Source organism: Serratia sp. GW822-FHT06D09 (assembly GCF_058799515.1).
The window spans coordinates 153,000-171,192 of sequence record NZ_JBXALO010000005.1; the positions used below are offsets into that span (position 1 = coordinate 153,000).

Consider the following 18,193-nt stretch of genomic DNA (forward strand, 5'->3'; position numbering starts at 1 on the left):
TGCCCAGCCTGTCGGCTAGCGCGAACCAATGTTGCGTAACGGTTTGCCGGCCATCAGATTGCGTTCGATATGCTCCAGCGAGATATTTTTGGTTTCCGGAATCAACGCCAGCGTGATGAAGATAAATACCAGGTTAAGCGCTGCGTACACCCAGAAAGTGTGCGCGCTACCCAGCGAATTAAGCATGGTCAGGAACGTCGCCCCGACGATCATGTTGGCAATCCAGTTGGTGGCGGTAGAACAGGTTATGCCAAAATCGCGGCCTTTCAGCGGCTGGATCTCTGAACACAGCACCCAAATCAGCGGGCCGGCGCTCATGGCAAAACCGACAATAAACATCAGCAGCATGATGATGGCAAAGTATTGCTCGGCCGGCGAGGTCATGCCCACATTCATCATGGTCCCCAGCGCGCCCATGCCCACCGCCATGACGACAAAGCCCAGCGTCAGCGTCGGTTTGCGCCCCCAGCGGTCAACCAACCCGATGGCAATAAAGGTCGCCAGCACGTTAACCAGGCCGACAATCACCGTCCCCCACATCTGCTGTGCGGTACTGGCAAAGCCCGCCAGGCCAAAAATTTTCGGTGCGTAGTACATGATGACGTTCATCCCGGTGAACTGTTGCATCACCTGCAGCAGGACGCCAAGAAACACGGCACGGCGGAAGTTTTTATTGTCTTTAAACAGCGCCCAGCCGCTCTGTTTCAGCTTAAGGCTTTCGCGAATTTCATTCAGTTCGTGCTGCGCCTGAGCGCTGGTGTCACGCAGCTTTTCCAATACCTGGCGCGCCTGCTCATGGCGATTGCGCGAAGCCAGCCAGCGCGGGCTATCCGGCAAGAAGAACACGCCGATCAACAGCAATACCGCAGGGATGGTGATCACGCCCAGCATCCAGCGCCAAGCGCCGGTATAGCTGAATGCGGTATCCGACAGGTAGGCCGCCAGAATGCCGATGGTAATCATCAACTGATACATCGAGATCATGCTGCCGCGAATTTTCTCCGGGGCAATTTCAGACAGATAAATCGGCGCGGTATAAGAAGCCACCCCCACTGCCAGCCCAAGCAGCACGCGAGAAATCAGCAAGATTTCCACGTTGGGAGCCGCGGCTGAGCACAGTGAACCAACGACAAACAACACGGCGCCAATCATCAGGCTGTATTTACGCCCGATACGGAAGTTCATCCAGCCACTGCCCACGGCGCCGACCGCCGCCCCAAACATCATTGAGCTGACCACCCACTCCTGCTGGGAGCTGGTGATGTTAAACGAGTCGGTGATAAACGGCAGAGCACCCGCAATAACCCCGATATCCAGACCGAATAGCAACCCAGCCAGTGCGGCCAGAAAACAGACGAAAAAAGTCATCCCTGCATTGCTCTGGCTCTTTTCAGCCGCCGACACTTTGACGGTAGTACTCATACAGCCTCCAAACGATAACGTGCTTAAGTTGCCCGTATGATAGGAGGCAATTCGCCAGAGAGAAGTGAGTGCGATCACATTAGTGGAAACGATTACATTTATTATTTGTTTAGATAAAAACAGAAACACAACCTTAAAAACAACACTTACCACTGATTTTAAAGGCTAAACATAAGCATTCATGCCCTAATATGGCGGTGTCAGCAATATCATTTTACCTTGGCCGCTCCCAATAAATTGAGTAACCCGAAGGCGGAGTGTAACCGATTTCACGCAGAGTTCGGCCAAGAGGATGGCCGACAGATCGAGGCAGGGATTGAAAGCGGTAGTGTTAACGAGAAACGGGTCGTGCGGAGAGTAACGTCGACCGGCCCCTGACAATGGGCCGGTCGATAACCTGAAGGAACTAGCCGTCGTAGCTGCGGAACAGCGCCTGACCACGTAGCAAACGCACGCCCAGCCAACCGCCACACAGCGACAGCAACAGCGCGCTGAGCAACGGCAGTGCCCACCACAGCACCGGTGTCGGTGCCCACGGGAAGTCAAACACCTGGCTTTGCAACAGCCACAGTGCCGCCTCGGCGCCCACCGCAGCGGCGATGCCCGCCACCAGCCCCAGCAGGGCAAATTCACACCACAGCGTACTGCGCAACAGGCGCTTGCCTGCGCCCAGCGTGCGATACACCACCAACTCCTGACGTCGCTGACGCATCCCCACCTGCACCTGGGCCATCAGCAACAGGCCGCCACACAACACCACCAGCACCACCATCACTTCCAGTGCGCGGCTGACCTGCTGCAGCACGCCGCCCACCTGTTTGAGGATCGAGCCGATATCCAGCAGGCTGAGCGTCGGGAACTGACGATTGAGCTGGGTTAACATCTGGCCGTCCCCGTCATAGCGGAAACTGGTGAGCCAGGTTTGCGGCTGACCGTCCAGCGCACCCGGCGGGAAGATAAAGTAAAAGTTCGGCTTCAGACTTTCCCAATCCACCTGCCGCAGGCTGGTCACCTTGGCGCTGAACGACTGGGTATCGCCACTGAAGGTCAGCGTATCGCCCAGCTTGATCTTGAGCCGCCCGGCAATACCCTGATCCATCGACACTTCGCCGGTCTTAGGCGGCCAACTGCCCGCCAGCAAAGGATTGTGCGCCGGCAAATCCGCCAGCCAGGTCAGGTTCAGTTCGCGATTCACCGCTTCACCGCCCGGATCGTCCTCGTGCACCCGTTCGGTCGCCACCTGCTGGTTAATCTCGGTCAGGCGAACACGGACAATCGGATAGTAGGTCTCAGGTGCAATTTGATGCTGTTGCAGGAAGGTCTTCACCTGCGGCACCTGCGCTTCGGTCAGGTTCAACAGGAAGTAGTTTGGGCTGTCCGGCGGCAGTTGTTGCTGCCAGCGCTCGAGCAGATCGCCACGCAACACCAGCAATAACGCCAACAGCATAAACGACAGCGAAAAGGCCGCCAGTTGGCTCACCGTCACCCAAGGCTGATGCAACAGACGGTTAACTGCCAGACGCAGCGCCAGGTTTTTAAGCGTAATACGACGCAGCAGCAGCAGGCTGCCCCAACCGATAGCGCCCAACAGCAAGGCCAGCACCAGAATACCGGCCAGGATCGACCACAGCAGCGTGCTGGCGCCCATCAGCGCGGTCAGCAACGCTACCACAATCACCGCCGTCACCGGCAGGAAGTAGCGCAGCGGCCAGACGTTGGCCACCACATCGCGGCGCAGCACCCGCAGCGGCTGAGTCGCCAACAACTGCCGGTATGGCCGCAGCCCCACCAGCAGCGAAATCATCAGCAACGCGCCGATCGCCCACAGCCACGGCCAGGTCCCGGCGGCAGGCAGCTCCCCCGGCAACACCGGAGCCAGCAGGCGGATCAACACCGCCTCAAATCCCAACCCGATAATCCCCCCGCATATCGCAGCCAGCAGGATCACCGCCAGCCACTGGCCGACAATCAGCTTACGCAGCGCACTACGACCGGCACCCAGCGTTTTCAGCACCGCGATCAGATCGTAACGACTGCGGCAATAGTGGCTCATCGCCACCGCTACGGCGGCAATCGACAGCAGCAAAGTCAGCAATGCGGACAACAGCAAGAACTGCTGCGAACGCTGCAGCGATTTGCCTAATGCGCTGCCGGATTCCTGCAGTCCGAACCAGCGCTGATCCGGCCCAAGCTGCGGCGTCAGGCGATCTTCGTAACGCTGAATATCCTGCGCAGCTCCGGCAAACATATAACGGTAGGTCAGGCGACTACCTGGCTGCACAGCCCCGGTTTTATCCACATCCGCCAGATTGATCATGATACGCGGCGCGGTCTGGAACGGGTTAAAGCCGGAATCCGGCTCCTGAATGATTTCACCGGCAATACGCAGTTGGGTGTCGCCCACGTCCAACGTATCCCCCACCTTTACGTTCAACAGCGCCAGCAAACGCGGTGCGACCAATACGCTGCCCGGCGTCAGCTTGGCATTAGCCGGACGGGTCTCCAGCTTGCCGTACAGCGGATAGGCCAAATCGGTGGCCTTCACGTCCGCCAACTGCGGCCGGTCTCCGGCGTAGGTCATGGTGGTGAACGACAGCTGCCGGCTGACCTTCAGCCCCTGCTGCTGCGCATCCAGCAGCCAGCCTTCCGGTACCGGCCGGGCGCTGCGCAGCACACGGTCACCGGCGATAAAATCGCGGCTCTGTTGGCTCAGGCCCTTGTCCATACGATCGCTGATGCTGCCCAATGCCAGTACGCAGGCCATCGACAGCGTCAGCGCCAGCCAAACGATCAGCAGCGACGGCGAGCGCCACTCGCGCCAGAACCAGCGCCAGATCATGCTTCCTCCCACAGCTTGCCTTCGCGCAGGCGCAGCCGCCGCTGGCAGCGCGCCGCCAGGGTTTCATCATGAGTGACCAGGATTAAGGTGGTGGAGAAATCGCGGTTGAGTGAAAACAGCAAATCGGCGATGCGCTCGCCGGTCTGGCGATCGAGATTGCCGGTCGGCTCATCGGCGAACAGCACCCGTGGCCGCCCGCTAAACGCCCGCGCCAGCGCCACCCGCTGCTGTTCGCCACCCGAGAGCTGCGCCGGCAAATGATCAAGGCGCTTGCCCAAACCCAACTGTTCCAACAGTTGCACCGCCTGCTCACGGCTCTGGCGGTCACTTTCACCGCGCAGCAGCGCCGGCAACTGCACGTTTTCCAGCGCATTGAGCGTCGGCACCAGCATAAATGATTGAAAGACAAAGCCGACATTTTTGGCACGCAGCGCGGCGCGGCCCTCTTCGTCCAGCGCGGTCAGCGATTCGCCCAACAAATGCACCTCCCCTTCGCTGCCGTCGTCCAGCCCGGCGAGGATCCCCAGCAGCGTTGACTTGCCCGAACCGGACTCGCCAATCAGGGCAATTGTCTGCGCGGGTTTGACAACCAGCTCGACTCCGGTAAGGATGGAGAGCTGATGCTCACCCTGACCAACGTGTTTACTAAGATGATGAACTTCAAGAACGTTTTCCGCTGGCATCTTCCCTTCCTTTTGCTGTTGGGATTATTCAGTTTACGCGCTGTCGCCGCCGATACCCTGTTGATTTTAGGCGACAGTTTAAGCGCCGGTTATCGCTTGCCGGTGGCGCAGGCCTGGCCGACGCTGTTGGCCGATCAATGGCAGAAAAAGCCGGGCGATCCGCAACTGGTCAACGCCAGTATCAGCGGCGACACCGCTGCACAGGGGCTGGCCCGCCTGCCCGAATTGCTAAAACAGCACCAGCCGCGCTGGGTGCTGATTGAATTGGGCGCCAACGATGGTCTGCGAGGTTTCCCGGCACAGGACCTGCAGCGCGATCTCGGCCAAATCATCACCTTGGTACAGCAGGCCGGCGCACAGCCGCTGCTGATGCAGATCCGCATCCCGCCCAACTATGGCCGCCGTTATACCGAGGCCTTCAGCGCGGTTTACCCTCAGTTGGCCAAACAGTTCAACATTCCGCTGCTGCCGTTCTATATGGAACAGGTGGTGGTAAAAGCGGAATGGATGCAGGATGACGGATTGCATCCCAATAAGGATGCCCAACCGTTTATCGCCACCTGGATGGCGGAACGTCTGGAACCTCTAGTAAAACATGAGTCTAACTAAATAGCGTTGTACACTAGGTAAAGTTATGCAAAAAGCAGTGTTGATAACCGGCTGTTCCAGCGGGATTGGATTGATTGCGGCACAGGATCTGCGTAACCGTGGCTACCGCGTGCTGGCCGCCTGCCGCAAACCGCAGGACGTGGAAAACATGCGCCAGCTTGGGCTGGAAGGCATTGAGCTGGATCTGGACGACAGCGACAGCGTCGAACGTGCCGCCGCACAGGTGATCGAACTGACCGGCAATCGGCTGTACGGCCTGTTCAACAACGGCGGCTTTGGTGTTTATGGGCCGCTGAGCAGCATTTCGCGCCAGCAGCTGGAACGCCAATTCGCCACCAACCTGTTTGGCACCCATCAGTTAACCCAGTTGCTGTTGCCGGCAATGCTGCCGCACGGCGAGGGGCGCATTATTCAGACCAGTTCGGTGATGGGGCTGGTTTCCAGCGCCGGACGCGGTGCCTATGCCGCCAGCAAGTTTGCGCTGGAAGCCTGGTCCGATGCTCTGCGCATGGAGCTGCACGGTACCGGCATTCAGGTCAGCCTGATTGAGCCTGGCCCCATCTCCACCCACTTTACCCAGAACGTCAATCAGGCGCAGAGCGACAAACCGGTGCATAACCCCGGTATTGCCAAGCGCCTGACGCTGCCGCCGGAAGCCATTTTGCCCAAATTGCGCCACGCGCTGGAAAGTCCAAGGGCTAAACTGCGTTACCCGGTGACCCTGCTGGCGCACGCGCTCAGCGTATTGCGTCGCATCCTGCCCGGCCGCTGCCTGGACTGGCTGCTGCGCAGCAACGGTTAATTGGGCCGGCGGGGTTGAAGAACGCCACTCCGCCCCCATTTAAAAGCCAATGGCTCCGCAAGATCAGAGAGAAAATACATGCTAGCTCAAGCTGTTGTTGATATTAACGAAACTAACCTGCACCAGACGCTGGAACAGTCAATGTCCCTGCCGGTGGTGTTCTACTTCTGGTCGGATCGCAGCCAACACTGTCTGCAGCTCACCCCGATACTGGACAAACTGGCGGAGGAATATGCCGGTCAGTTCGTGCTGGCAAAAGTGGATTGCGACGCCGAACAGGCCATCGCGGCCCAGTTTGGCCTGCGTTCTTTGCCGACGGTGTACCTGTTCAAAGACGGCCAGCCGGTCGACGGATTCCAGGGCCCGCAGCCGGAAGAGATGATCCGCGAATTCCTGCAGCGTTTCCTGCCCAAAGAAGAAGATTTGAAGCTGGCGCAGGCGACTGAATTGCTGGCCGAAGGTAATGCCACTGAGGCGTTACCGCTGTTGAAAGACGCCTGGCAAGCCAGCCAGCAACGCAGCGATATTGGCCTGACACTGGCAGAAACCCAGATAGCGCTGAACCGCACTGAAGATGCCGAAACCGTGCTGGCGACCATTCCGCTGCAGGATCGTGATACCCGCTATCAGGGTCTGGTGGCGCAGATTGAGCTGCTGAAGCAGGCTGCCGACACGCCGGAAATTCAACAGTTGCAACAGCAGGTGGAGCAGCAACCGGAGAACGTCGATTTAGCCGTGCAGCTGGCGCTGCAACTGCATCAGGTCGGGCGCAATGAAGAAGCGCTGGAGCTGCTGATGGGGCATCTGAAGAAAGATCTCGCCGCTGCCAATGGCAACGCGCGCAAGACGCTGATGGATATTCTGGCCGCGCTGGGCACCGGCGACGCATTAGCAGCTAAGTACCGCCGTCAGTTGTATTCATTACTGTATTAATACCCGTCATACTTGAAGCTGCATCTGTGTTGGCTGCGTTTGCTCACCCCAGTCACTTACTTAAGTAAGCTCCTGGGGACTTACAAACTTGCCGCCGTGATGCAACTCCAATTATTTAGGGTATGGCCTTAGTTATTTGGGACAGATCCCCAATGGATTTCCCGCCACATCTAGGCGGCAAACGCGAGAAGCCCTGGGAGCTTAGATAACTAAGTGACCAGGGCTCGAGCGTGCAGCCAACAACGATGTGGCTGGAAAGACGAAGGGGATATCAGCGGTAAACACGAACCCCACCGTCCACCCCCTTCGGGCTGAACAACACCTGCCATAGCTGAATATCCCGTGCACGGAACGCGCCGGCGCAGGCATTCAGGTAATAGGTGAACATCCGCTCGAACCGCTCGGAATACTCTTCGGCCAGCTGCGGCCACGCCCGTTTGAAATTTTCATACCAGGCCATCAGCGTTCGATCGTAATCGGCGCCGATATTGTGCCAATCCTCCATCACAAAACGCCCTTCGCTGGCCTCGGAAATATGCCGTACCGATGGCAGGCAGCCGTTGGGGAAAATGTATTTGTCTATCCAGGCGTCGACGTGCAGATTGGTTTGGTTAGCACCTATGGTGTGCAGCAGGAACAGCCCATCGGGCTTGAGGTTGCGCGCCGCCACGCGGAAATACGTGTCGTAGTTCTTCGGCCCCACGTGTTCGAACATGCCGACGGAGACAATGCGGTCAAACTGACGGTCAAGATCGCGATAATCCTGCAGTTGTATCTCCACGTCCAATCCCTGGCAGCGTTCCTGCGCCAACTTTTGCTGCTCGGCGGAAATCGTCACGCCATACACGGACACGCCGTAGTTTTCTGCCGCATATTGAGCCAATCCGCCCCAGCCACAGCCGATGTCCAGCAGCGACATACCGGGTTTCAACTGCAACTTCTCGCAGATCATTTTCAACTTGGCCTGCTGCGCCTGCTCCAGCGTGTCAGCGTCTTTCCAATAGCCGCAGGAATATTGCATATAGGGATCGAGCATCGCGCGGAACAAATCGTTACCGATATCGTAATGCTCCTTACCCACCTGCCAGGCGCGTTTACGCGACTGGCGGTTAAACAGCCGGGCATAGGCGATGCGCGCAACGTCGCTCAGGTTTTTAGGCAAGCGCTCATCGACGCCCGCCTGCAGAATGCGGGTAAATAGCACATCCAGTCGCTCACAGTCCCACCAGCCATCCATGTAGCTTTCGCCGAACCCGAGCGATCCCTCCTGCAAAATGCGTTTAAACAACGCCGGATTATGTACCTTGATATCGCAGGCGCGGTTGCCGTTGATGGCTACATCGGCGGAGGACAACAATTCCTCCACAATGCGATACCAACGATCTTTTTTCGGGGCGAGTTCATCAACACTGATTGAGTCCATAACAATCCTTGGCGCTAGATGTCATTTCAAAAAGCATAGTCGCAAATATAAATGACAAATATTTGAAGTGAAAAACGGCAATGCTTTTTACTCTAGCCAAGGCGGACAACGTCATGAAATGAATTAAAATTATTGGAAACATGCCAATTTGGAATGTTAATGGCACAACGCCCCTGATTTATTAGTCTTTGCACGGTAGCTGGCGTAATATTCGTTTACATATGTCCGACAGGAGGTTTGCCATGTTTACCCTTATTCCCATCGTGATTGTCGTCGCGCTAATCATCGTATTTGCCGGCGTCAAAATTGTTCCGCAGGGGTTCCAATGGACGGTGGAACGCTTCGGCCGCTACACCAAAACGCTGATGCCCGGTTTAAACCTGGTGGTGCCTTTTATGGACCGCATCGGCAGAAAAATCAATATGATGGAACAGGTACTGGATATTCCATCTCAGGAAATCATCTCGCGCGATAACGCCAATGTGGCCATCGATGCGGTGTGTTTTATCCAGGTGGTGGATCCGGCCCGTGCCGCTTATGAGGTCAGCAACCTGGAACTGGCGATCGTCAACCTGACCATGACCAACTTCCGTACCGTGCTCGGCTCGATGGAGCTGGACGAAATTCTCTCGCAGCGTGACAGCATCAACAGCCGCCTGCTGCACATTGTCGATGAGGCCACCAACCCCTGGGGCATTAAAATCACCCGTATCGAGATCCGTGACGTACGTCCACCGGCAGAGTTAATCTCGGCAATGAACGCCCAGATGAAGGCCGAGCGAACCAAGCGTGCGGATATTCTGGAGGCCGAAGGCGTACGTCAGGCTGCTATCCTGCGTGCCGAAGGCGACAAACAGTCGCAAATCCTCAAGGCGGAAGGTGAGCGTCAGTCTGCGTTCCTGCAGGCGGAAGCCCGTGAACGTGCCGCGGAAGCCGAAGCTCGTGCGACTCAACTGGTGTCCGATGCTATCGCCAGCGGCAATATCCAGGCGGTGAACTACTTTGTGGCGCAGAAATACACCGATGCGCTGCAGAAGATCGGCTCCGCCAATAACAGTAAAGTCATCATGATGCCGCTGGATGCCAGCAGCCTGCTCGGTTCAATTGGTGGCATTGCCGAGCTGTTGAAAGACACCAAAGGCAAGTAATCATGCTCGAACAAATTGCAGCAAACCCGCACTGGTTCTGGCTCTCCCTTGGCGGGCTGCTGCTGGCGGCCGAAATGCTCGGCGCCAGCGGCTACCTGTTATGGAGCGGCGTATCCGCGGTGGTGGTCGGCGCGATTGTCTGGTTGTTGCCGCAGTTGGCCTGGGAATGGCAGGGGGTGATTTTTGCCGTGCTGACCGTGGTGGTGGCCTACCTGTGGTGGTATTGGCTGCGCCAACGTCCGGCGGCGGCCTCCAGCGGTTCGCAGGTACTGAACCAGCGCAACCGCCAGCTGATTGGCACCCGCGCCACGCTGACGGAACCCATGCACAACGGCATGGGGCGCATTAACATCGGCGACAGCAGTTGGCGTGCGCAGGCCAGTGAAGATCTGGCGGTGGGCACCGAGGTGGAAGTGATCGCCGTCGAAGGCATAACGCTGGTGATCCGCGCGCTACCTCAACAATCCCGTTAACTCATTAAGCCGGGAGGGTCCCGGCTTTTTTGTTTATGCAATCAATGCCGAGTTTAGAACGATGACTTTTGAGGTTGCAGGATAGGTCACTTTCCATGGCAGACTGTCGGAAGGATAGTGTTCAATAGTTAATTGTGTATCTGCCCCCCGAAGACTTGGCAGGACTGTCGGGTTGCCTTTGATCTGCCAGGTTTTAACGAATAAGGCTCCGTCTCCGAATATTTTAACCGCTGAGTCAATGGCATCTGCCGTTTGTTGGATTGTCAAATTCTGTGGCAGTTGGGTGACGCTTGCCATAGTTTGTAAACTAACGGACTTGTTGTTGTTCACAATCAGATTATCAATGTTCGCATTTGCCTCCATCAACACTACCGGCAGCATGTTATTTGCCGACTTGCTGTTAAATACCAAGCTACCAATTGTTGCTGGTTTCTTAATGCTGCAAAGACTCCCTCCACTTCCGAAAGCACTTGCATATTCATTAACCGTAATCTGATCTATAACCAGACCACTCATGTTAAGATCTAAAGCCTTATTGCCAATCAGACGACCGAACGTTAATTTACCAATGCGACTATCCAACTGAGTACCAGACGCACTTAATCCTGGATGTACCCGGCACGATGCTATAGAAATATTGTCAATGAGGTTGCCTTCTGAACCATCATGTATTTCCACTCCTCTAATACAGTGCCCAACAGTAACATTATTGATTCGGTGTTTGCTGCCACCGACATACACTGCCGGCGCTCCGTTTAGAATGGCAGAAGCATTCGTCTGTTCAAGATAGTAACAGTCGCCACCCACAATATTGTCGCAAAAATTATTTTTGCCATCGACAATGACCCCACCTCCACCCCATGTTCCACATTTAACATCAATGACATAACAGTTTGAAGTCATTCCATCGAGTTGACTATCCTGCCCTAAAGCAACAATAGAACCAGACACATAACCAGGCTCAAAAGTACTGGCTGGTATTCCCGCGCCAGCAATAGTGACTTTAGCAACAATATTTTTATTGCCCTTAACTAAAACCCCATCGCCAAGGCAATAACCACCTGTTATATTACTGACCACATTATCATTGTTCTTAACGACAATTAAATTATCCCTACACTCATCAACACTCACGTCGAAAGCGACGGAGTCGCCCATTAATACCATACCGTCACAAAATCCCCGCACTGTCATATGATAGAAGTAACTTTTGTCTCCCGCGACAAAACCGTTATGTGAAGACACCTGGTGATAAACACTTTCACGCTTTACCCAGCCATATAACGTGCCACCAAACATTTCCACACCATGCAAATAGTCATAAGCCTCAGAAGTAGAGGTTTGATTAGCAAAAAATGGTTTCAGATGACCTGGCTTAGCCTTAATAGTTGCACCATTCAGATTAATAACTTTCTTACCAGAATTACCATTCTTAATCCGTACGGTGTCAGACGTCATATAAGTTGCCCCCTGCTGACAAACCGTATCATATGTTGTCAAAAAAGCGGCCGTTAGTGCGTTAGTATCATCTGCACTACCATTGCCACGGGCACCAAACATATTTGGCGATACCAGAGACTGACTGTTTAACGCACGAACCCATGTCCACTGTGAATTGGGTTTTATATAAATTCCTGCATCATCAATAAGGTCAGGATCAGTAGAAGAAATGAAAACCCCACCGCCAGACTGCAATTGATCATCTCCGTGCCAGCCTGAATAATAAGAAACAACCTCGATAAATTCATTAGCCGAGGTAGGGATAATAGTTCGTAATGTTGCGATATCAGGACAAGTATTCATAACGAAAAACCTCTTAGTAAGCGAAGTCCTTATGGACATAGCAACAATAAGAGGCATTTGGTAGGGGATAAATGGGAGTAAGTTGTATGGTTGATCAATGAACATAAGTTCTGTGATCTAGCTAATAACCGTTATCTTTTTCACCGTTTCTCTGTGTGGCAACACCCTGCCAGGTTATTAATGATCGGGCACTCTGCTCCGTCATCCCCCGGGCACTGATCCGCCAGCGCCAGTAAACGCTGGCGCATCTCACCCAACTCGGCGATGTGCTTTTCAATGTCCGCCACTTTTTGCAGGGTGCGTGCTTTCACATCGGCGCTGTGACGGGCCGGATCGTTGAACAACGCCACCAGTTCGCCGCATTCGTCCAGGTTAAACCCCACCTGCCGCGCCTGACGCAGCAACGTCAGCTCCTCAATGTGCTTCGGGCTGTAGCTGCGGTAGCCGTTATCGGTGCGGATCGGCGCGGTAACCAGCCCTTTCTCTTCATAGAAGCGGATTGCCTTGCTGGTTAAACCGGTTTTTTTCGCCACGTCGCTGATATTCATTTATCCCCCTTGACCTTCCCCTTGCTGGAAGGTTTAGACTCCATTCTTAGTGAAAATAGGCTAAGCGGTCAACCTTTAAACACCGCACCTGAGCGAGGAATCGAATCATGTCACAAACCACAGTGCTGGCATTGCAGGGACTGACCTGCATGAACTGCGCGCAGCGGGTGAAAAAAGCCCTGGAAAGCCGCGAAGATGTCGAACAGGCAGAGGTCAATGTCCACTATGCCAAAGTCACTGGCGAGGCGTCGAGCCAGGCGCTGATCGACAGCGTAGTCGCTGCCGGCTATCAGGCCGCCGTGGCGCAACAGCCGGATACCGAGCTGCAGTTGAACGGTCTGAGCTGCATGCACTGCGCTGCCAGCACCCGCAAAGCGCTGGAAGCGGTGCCGGGGGTGATTGCCGCCGACGTCAGTATCGACAGCGCCAAGGTTTACGGTGACGCCGCTTCCGAGGCGTTGATCGCCGCAGTTGAAGACGCGGGTTATCACGCGAGCCTTGCCGGAGCCGCTACCTCCCCAAAAACTGAGCCGTTGACTGAATCAGTCCCTGTATTGCCGGAAACCCAGGCAACGGCCTCGTCTCCCCTTCCGGCAACCTCTAATGGCGATGATGATGACAGCGTGCAGCTTTTGCTCAGTGGCATGAGCTGCGCCAGCTGCGTCAGTAAAGTGCAAAATGCACTACAAAGCGTATCCGGTGTAGATCAGGCGCGCGTCAATCTGGCGGAACGCAGCGCGCTGATCACCGGCAGCGCCGATCCACAAGCGCTGGTCGCGGCGGTCGAGAAAGCCGGTTACGGCGCAGAAATGATCCAGGACGAAACCGAACGCCGCGAGCGCCAACAGCAAACTGCGCAAGCCAATATGAAGCGTTTTCGCTGGCAAGCCGCGCTTGGCCTGGCGCTGGGTATCCCCTTGATGGCCTGGGGGCTGTTTGGTGGCAGCATGTCACTGACGCCGGAAACTCAGCGTCCGTGGCTGCTGGTCGGCCTGCTCACGCTGGCGGTGATGGTGTTCGCCGGCGGGCATTTCTATCGTAATGCCTGGCGCGCGCTGATGAACGGCAGCGCCACCATGGACACCCTGGTCGCACTGGGCACCGGTGCCGCCTGGCTGTACTCAATCAGCGTCAACCTGTGGCCGGATTTCTTTCCGATGGCGGCGCGGCATCTGTACTACGAAGCCAGCGCAATGATCATCGGTCTGATAAACCTGGGCCATGCGCTGGAACAACGCGCTCGCCAGCGCTCATCACAGGCGCTGGAACGGCTGTTGGATCTGACGCCGCCGACGGCGCGCCTGGTGACCGACGATGGCGAGAAAAGCATCCCGTTGGCGCAGGTGCAGCTCGGCATGACGCTGCGGCTGACGACCGGCGATCGTATCCCGGTAGACGGTGAGATAATTCAGGGTGAAGTCTGGCTGGATGAAGCAATGCTGACCGGCGAGGCGGTGCCGCAACAAAAAAGCGTGGGTGATACCGTACATGCCGGTACGGTGGTCGATGACGGCAGTGTGCTATTCCGTGCCGGCGCTATCGGCAGCAAAACCACCCTGGCACGCATCATCAAGCTGGTGCGTCAGGCGCAGAGCAGTAAGCCTGAGATCGGTAAGCTGGCGGATCGCATTTCTGCAGTATTCGTCCCGACGGTAGTGGCCATCGCCCTGTTCAGCGCCGCAATCTGGTATTTCTTTGGCCCGCAACCGCAGCTGGTTTATACGCTGGTGATCGCCACCACGGTCTTGATCATCGCCTGCCCTTGCGCACTGGGTTTGGCGACGCCGATGTCGATCATCTCCGGAGTGGGCCGCGCCGCCGAATTTGGCGTGCTGGTACGTGATGCCGATGCCTTGCAGCAGGCAAGCCAACTCGACACCCTGGTGTTTGATAAAACCGGCACCCTGACCGAAGGTCAGCCGCGGGTGGTGGAAATCCTCACGTTTAACCAGGTGAGCGAGCAGCAGGCACTGCGCTGGGCTGCCGCATTGGAACAGGGCGCCAGCCACCCGCTGGCCCGTGCCATCGTTGATCACGCCGAAGGACAAGCGCTGCCGCAGGTTGAACAGTTCCGTACTCTGCGCGGTGCCGGCGTTAGCGGTGAAGTGGACGGCATGAAGTTGCTGCTGGGCAATGCTGCACTGCTGCAGCAGCATCAGGTGGCCACCGCCGAGCTGGACACACAGATGCAGCAACAGGCAGAGCGCGGCATTACGCCGGTGCTGCTGGCCGTCGAGGGTAAGCCGGCCGCGCTGTTCGCCATCCGTGATCCGCTGCGCGCCGACAGCGTTGAAGCGCTACAGCGCTTGCACCGTCAGGGCTATCAGTTGGTGATGTTAACCGGCGATAACCCGGTGACCGCCAACGCCATTGCCAAAGAGGCCGGTATCGACCGGGTGATTGCCGGCGTGTTGCCGGAGGGCAAAGCCGAAGCGATCAAACAGCTGCAGGCGCAGGGTCACCGCGTAGCCATGATCGGCGACGGTATCAACGACGCGCCGGCGCTGGCGCAGGCCGATGTCGGCATTGCCATGGGAGGCGGCAGCGATATCGCCATTGAGACTGCCGCCATCACCCTAATGCGCCACAGCCTGAACGGCGTCGCCGATGCGCTTGAGCTGTCTAAAGCCACATTGCGCAATATGAAGCAGAACCTGCTGGGGGCCTTTGTTTACAACACGCTCGGCATCCCGATTGCCGCCGGGGTACTGTATCCGTTGACCGGCACCCTGCTCAGTCCGGTGGTGGCGGGCGCGGCTATGGCGCTGTCCTCCATTACCGTGGTCAGTAACGCCAACCGACTGCTGCGTTTTAAACCCAAACGCTAAATACCCAAGGGGCGCAAATAGTGCGCCCCTTTTTCTTTGGGATAATTCCTTCACTCTTCAGGCTTTCTTGTCCAGCGGATAGCGTTTAGCATGGGGAATCCTCACCTTGCCAAGCCAAGGGTGAACACGCTATTCAGGAGCCACGCTGTATGGGTCAACTGTTACGCCGAATCGCCGCCTTTCTCGGCCTGATATCCCCGATGACTTACGCCTACCCGGCGCTGGATATTCGGCTGCCCGGCGATCGTCAGTTCCATCTGGTGGGCAGCATTCATATGGGCACGGTGGATATGTCGCCGCTGCCGGCCAAGCTGGCAGCTCGCCTCAAACAGGCAGATGCCCTGATTGTTGAAGCCGACATCACCGGTTCCGCCTCGCCCTTTGACCACATCGAACAGCAACCGGAACTTGAACAGCGGCTCTCAGAGTCAGAATTTCAGCAATTACTGACGCTGTGCCAGGAGCTGGGTGCCGACGCCGACAGTTTTTCCACCCTGCCAGGCTGGCAGGTAGCGTTAATGATGCAAGCCCGTCAGGCTCAGCGATTGGGATTACGCGCCGAATACGGCGTGGATTATCAACTGTTGCAGGCGGCCAGAGACCAGCATAAAAAGGTGATTGAGCTGGAAGGCGCGGAACACCAGATGAGTATGCTGGAACAGTTACCGGAGGGAGGAATGGCACTGCTGCGCGACACGCTGGAGCACTGGCACACCAACGCACGCTTGCTGCAAACCATGGTGAGTTGGTGGCTAGACGCAAAACCCAGCGGTATGCTCGAAACCCTGCCCGCCACATTCAGCGCCGATCTGTATGACGTGTTGATGCACCAACGAAATCGCGACTGGCAACAAAAGCTGGAGGCGTTACCGCCAGGAAATTACGTGGTGGCGGTAGGCGCACTGCATCTGTATGGCGAGGATAATCTGCCGGCGATGCTGCAGGCGCAGTAAAAAAGTGGCCAATATCGCTACTGGCCAGTCAAAGAGGAATTTCTTGTATTTTAGTTATACGCATAGCAACCGTGTTAACGGTTACAACAGACAGGGTAGCAACCCAGTGAACATCTTGGCAACCCGCTTTACGCGGCCGCCACTCAGGTTGCTGTTACCGTTATATTTTTGTAATTTTGTTGCATCCGTTTGCAACCTCCCGCTTAACGGGGAAGAGGAAAACACATGACGCCCGCAGTGATCCTGCTTGAGAAACAAAAAGTCGCTTTTACCCTTCATCCTTATCATCACGACAGTGCTGAAACCAACTTCGGCGATGAAGCAGTGAAAAAATTGGGGCTAGATGCAGACCGCGTCTATAAAACGTTACTGGTGGCGCTGAACGGCGACGCCAAACATCTGGCAGTGGCGGTCACGCCGGTAGCTACACAGTTGGATCTGAAAAAGGTCGCTCGTGCGCTCGGCGCCAAAAAGGCAGAGATGGCCGATCCGCTACTGGCGCAGCGCGTGACGGGTTATCTGGTCGGCGGCATCAGCCCGCTGGGGCAAAAAAAGCGGCTGCCAACGGTGATCGACAGCCCGGCACAGCAGTTCGCCACCATTTATGTCTCCGGCGGTAAACGCGGGCTGGACATCGAACTGGCGGCGCAAGATCTTTGCCGGCTGTTGGCCGGCAGCTTCGCCGATATCGCCAAGCGCGACTAGAAGCCTGATGACGCGGCCGCAGTCCCAACGTCGGCCGCGGGATCTGATTACTCCGTCGGCTTATTCCGTATCCCCATTCGCGGCAACAACATGGGAACATGTCGGCAATACCGCTGATAATCCGCCCCTAAAGCTTTAAGCAGGCTACGTTCTTCGAAATAAACACCCACCAAAATATATAATGTCATACCTGAATTAAATAATAGACGCCCAGCGGTCATCTCTGGCGTGAACCAAAATGCCAGTAACATTCCCGTCATCATGGGATGCCGTGTCAACCGGTAAAATCCTCTTACCTGAAAAGGCAAATCGGTATATTGGCGTTCTCTCCATTGCAGCCAGGATTGTCGCAAGCCAAATAAGTCGGTGTGGCTGATCATGCAGGTTGACGCAAAGACCACGAGCCAGCCTAGCGCACTAATACCGTTAAGCCCCCATGCGGCAACACTGTCTGGCTGTAGCCGCCACAAGACGCCCGGCAGTGGTTGCCACGCAAGCGCCAGCAGCGCCAACGACGCACCGGCAATTAACACATAGGAGCTTCTTTCCAATGCCGGGGACAGCGCCAAACGGGCCTTGAACCTCTCATGGGCCATAACGGAATGCACCAAGCCAAACAGCAAAAGCAAAACGATATTCACCAGCCAGGGCCATACGTCGGTATCCTCCCTAACGGCGACCATATTTCTCAGCCACCAGCCGTTAAGTAATAAAATAAGCAAAACAAAGCCAACCACCCCTAAAAAATAGCCGACGACGCCATATAAAAGCACTGCTGTCCTGTACATTTCATTTCCTCTTCAATCACGATTATTTCGCTGAGCTTTATTTCCTGGAAAAATTATGATTTAAGAAAGATAAAATCATTAACCCTAAAGGTATAGACAAAGAAAATAGAAATACAATTATGCAAGACAGGGAAAACAATATTGAAATTAATAATATTCGAATTCTTTTATACTAGAAGTGTGGTAATGCGGGGAAAATCGACGGCGGCTTTTAACCGGTAAAAGCCGCCATAATA

The 18,193-nt window shown here is 55.8% G+C and carries 15 protein-coding genes; 8 read left to right on the plus strand and 7 right to left on the minus strand.

The genetic code is table 11. The features are described 5' to 3' along the window. Positions 1-15: 15 nt before the first annotated feature. The 3 genes from AC1RKG_RS14000 to ybbA all read right to left on the minus strand — a co-directional run bounded on the left by AC1RKG_RS14000 (position 16) and on the right by ybbA (position 4,944). On the minus strand, positions 16-1,422 hold the full coding sequence (locus AC1RKG_RS14000; RefSeq protein WP_020825558.1) for a sugar porter family MFS transporter: 1,407 nt from the start codon (positions 1,420-1,422) through the stop codon (positions 16-18). 406 nt (positions 1,423-1,828) lie between these two features. Beyond that, the gene (gene ybbP, locus AC1RKG_RS14005) at positions 1,829-4,261 is read right to left on the minus strand and encodes a putative ABC transporter permease subunit YbbP (RefSeq protein WP_122077547.1); all 2,433 of its coding nucleotides are present in this window, start codon (positions 4,259-4,261) and stop codon (positions 1,829-1,831) included. Beyond that, entirely contained in the window at positions 4,258-4,944 is a 687-nt protein-coding gene (ybbA, locus tag AC1RKG_RS14010; RefSeq protein WP_020825556.1) for a putative ABC transporter ATP-binding protein YbbA, read from the minus strand. The genes ybbP and ybbA overlap by 4 nt, the downstream gene beginning before the upstream one ends. Here ybbA and tesA point away from each other — a divergent pair. The 3 genes from tesA (at position 4,915) to AC1RKG_RS14025 (ending at position 7,288) form a co-directional block, all read left to right on the plus strand. Continuing rightward, the gene (gene tesA, locus AC1RKG_RS14015) at positions 4,915-5,553 is read left to right on the plus strand and encodes a multifunctional acyl-CoA thioesterase I/protease I/lysophospholipase L1 (RefSeq protein WP_044548763.1); all 639 of its coding nucleotides are present in this window, start codon (positions 4,915-4,917) and stop codon (positions 5,551-5,553) included. The genes ybbA and tesA overlap by 30 nt on opposite strands. Before the next feature lie 25 nt (positions 5,554-5,578). Next, complete coding sequence (locus tag AC1RKG_RS14020; RefSeq protein WP_046374326.1) at positions 5,579-6,355, plus strand: SDR family oxidoreductase; 777 nt, start codon at positions 5,579-5,581, stop codon at positions 6,353-6,355. A 78-nt stretch (positions 6,356-6,433) separates the two neighbouring features. Continuing rightward, a complete protein-coding gene (locus tag AC1RKG_RS14025; protein WP_493183269.1) occupies positions 6,434-7,288 on the plus strand; it encodes a co-chaperone YbbN in 855 nt (284 codons plus the stop codon). Between the two features lie 271 nt (positions 7,289-7,559). Here the strand turns inward: AC1RKG_RS14025 and cfa are convergent, their stop codons facing one another. Continuing rightward, positions 7,560-8,711 (minus strand): cyclopropane fatty acyl phospholipid synthase, encoded by a 1,152-nt coding sequence (cfa, locus tag AC1RKG_RS14030; protein WP_122077543.1) that lies wholly within the window; start codon positions 8,709-8,711, stop codon positions 7,560-7,562. A 242-nt stretch (positions 8,712-8,953) separates the two neighbouring features. Here cfa and AC1RKG_RS14035 point away from each other — a divergent pair, with 242 nt between their 5' ends. Further along, a complete protein-coding gene (locus AC1RKG_RS14035; RefSeq protein ID WP_020825551.1) occupies positions 8,954-9,859 on the plus strand; it encodes an SPFH domain-containing protein in 906 nt (301 codons plus the stop codon). A gap of 2 nt (positions 9,860-9,861) precedes the next feature. Next, positions 9,862-10,332 carry an NfeD family protein gene (locus AC1RKG_RS14040; RefSeq protein ID WP_142815771.1) on the plus strand — a complete coding sequence of 157 codons (471 nt, stop codon included), beginning with the start codon at positions 9,862-9,864 and terminating at the stop codon, positions 10,330-10,332. A 33-nt stretch (positions 10,333-10,365) separates the two neighbouring features. Here AC1RKG_RS14040 and AC1RKG_RS14045 read toward each other — a convergent pair whose 3' ends face one another. Further along, entirely contained in the window at positions 10,366-12,135 is a 1,770-nt protein-coding gene (locus tag AC1RKG_RS14045; RefSeq protein WP_493183271.1) for a putative phage tail protein, read from the minus strand. Between the two features lie 140 nt (positions 12,136-12,275). After that, positions 12,276-12,683, minus strand: a complete 408-nt coding sequence (gene cueR / locus AC1RKG_RS14050) for a Cu(I)-responsive transcriptional regulator (RefSeq protein WP_122077539.1) — start codon at positions 12,681-12,683, stop codon at positions 12,276-12,278. A gap of 107 nt (positions 12,684-12,790) precedes the next feature. Here cueR and copA point away from each other — a divergent pair, with 107 nt between their 5' ends. The 3 genes from copA to ybaK all read left to right on the plus strand — a co-directional run bounded on the left by copA (position 12,791) and on the right by ybaK (position 17,169). Further along, positions 12,791-15,511, plus strand: coding sequence for a copper-exporting P-type ATPase CopA (gene copA, locus AC1RKG_RS14055; RefSeq protein ID WP_493183273.1), 2,721 nt, complete (start codon positions 12,791-12,793; stop codon positions 15,509-15,511). Positions 15,512-15,660: 149 nt separating this feature from the next. Then, the gene (locus tag AC1RKG_RS14060; protein WP_128864434.1) at positions 15,661-16,464 is read left to right on the plus strand and encodes a TraB/GumN family protein; all 804 of its coding nucleotides are present in this window, start codon (positions 15,661-15,663) and stop codon (positions 16,462-16,464) included. Between the two features lie 225 nt (positions 16,465-16,689). After that, positions 16,690-17,169, plus strand: coding sequence for a Cys-tRNA(Pro)/Cys-tRNA(Cys) deacylase YbaK (ybaK, locus tag AC1RKG_RS14065; RefSeq protein WP_020825546.1), 480 nt, complete (start codon positions 16,690-16,692; stop codon positions 17,167-17,169). Between the two features lie 47 nt (positions 17,170-17,216). Here the strand turns inward: ybaK and AC1RKG_RS14070 are convergent, their stop codons facing one another. Continuing rightward, the gene (locus AC1RKG_RS14070) at positions 17,217-17,957 is read right to left on the minus strand and encodes a methyltransferase family protein (protein WP_493183275.1); all 741 of its coding nucleotides are present in this window, start codon (positions 17,955-17,957) and stop codon (positions 17,217-17,219) included. Positions 17,958-18,193 lie beyond the last annotated feature (236 nt).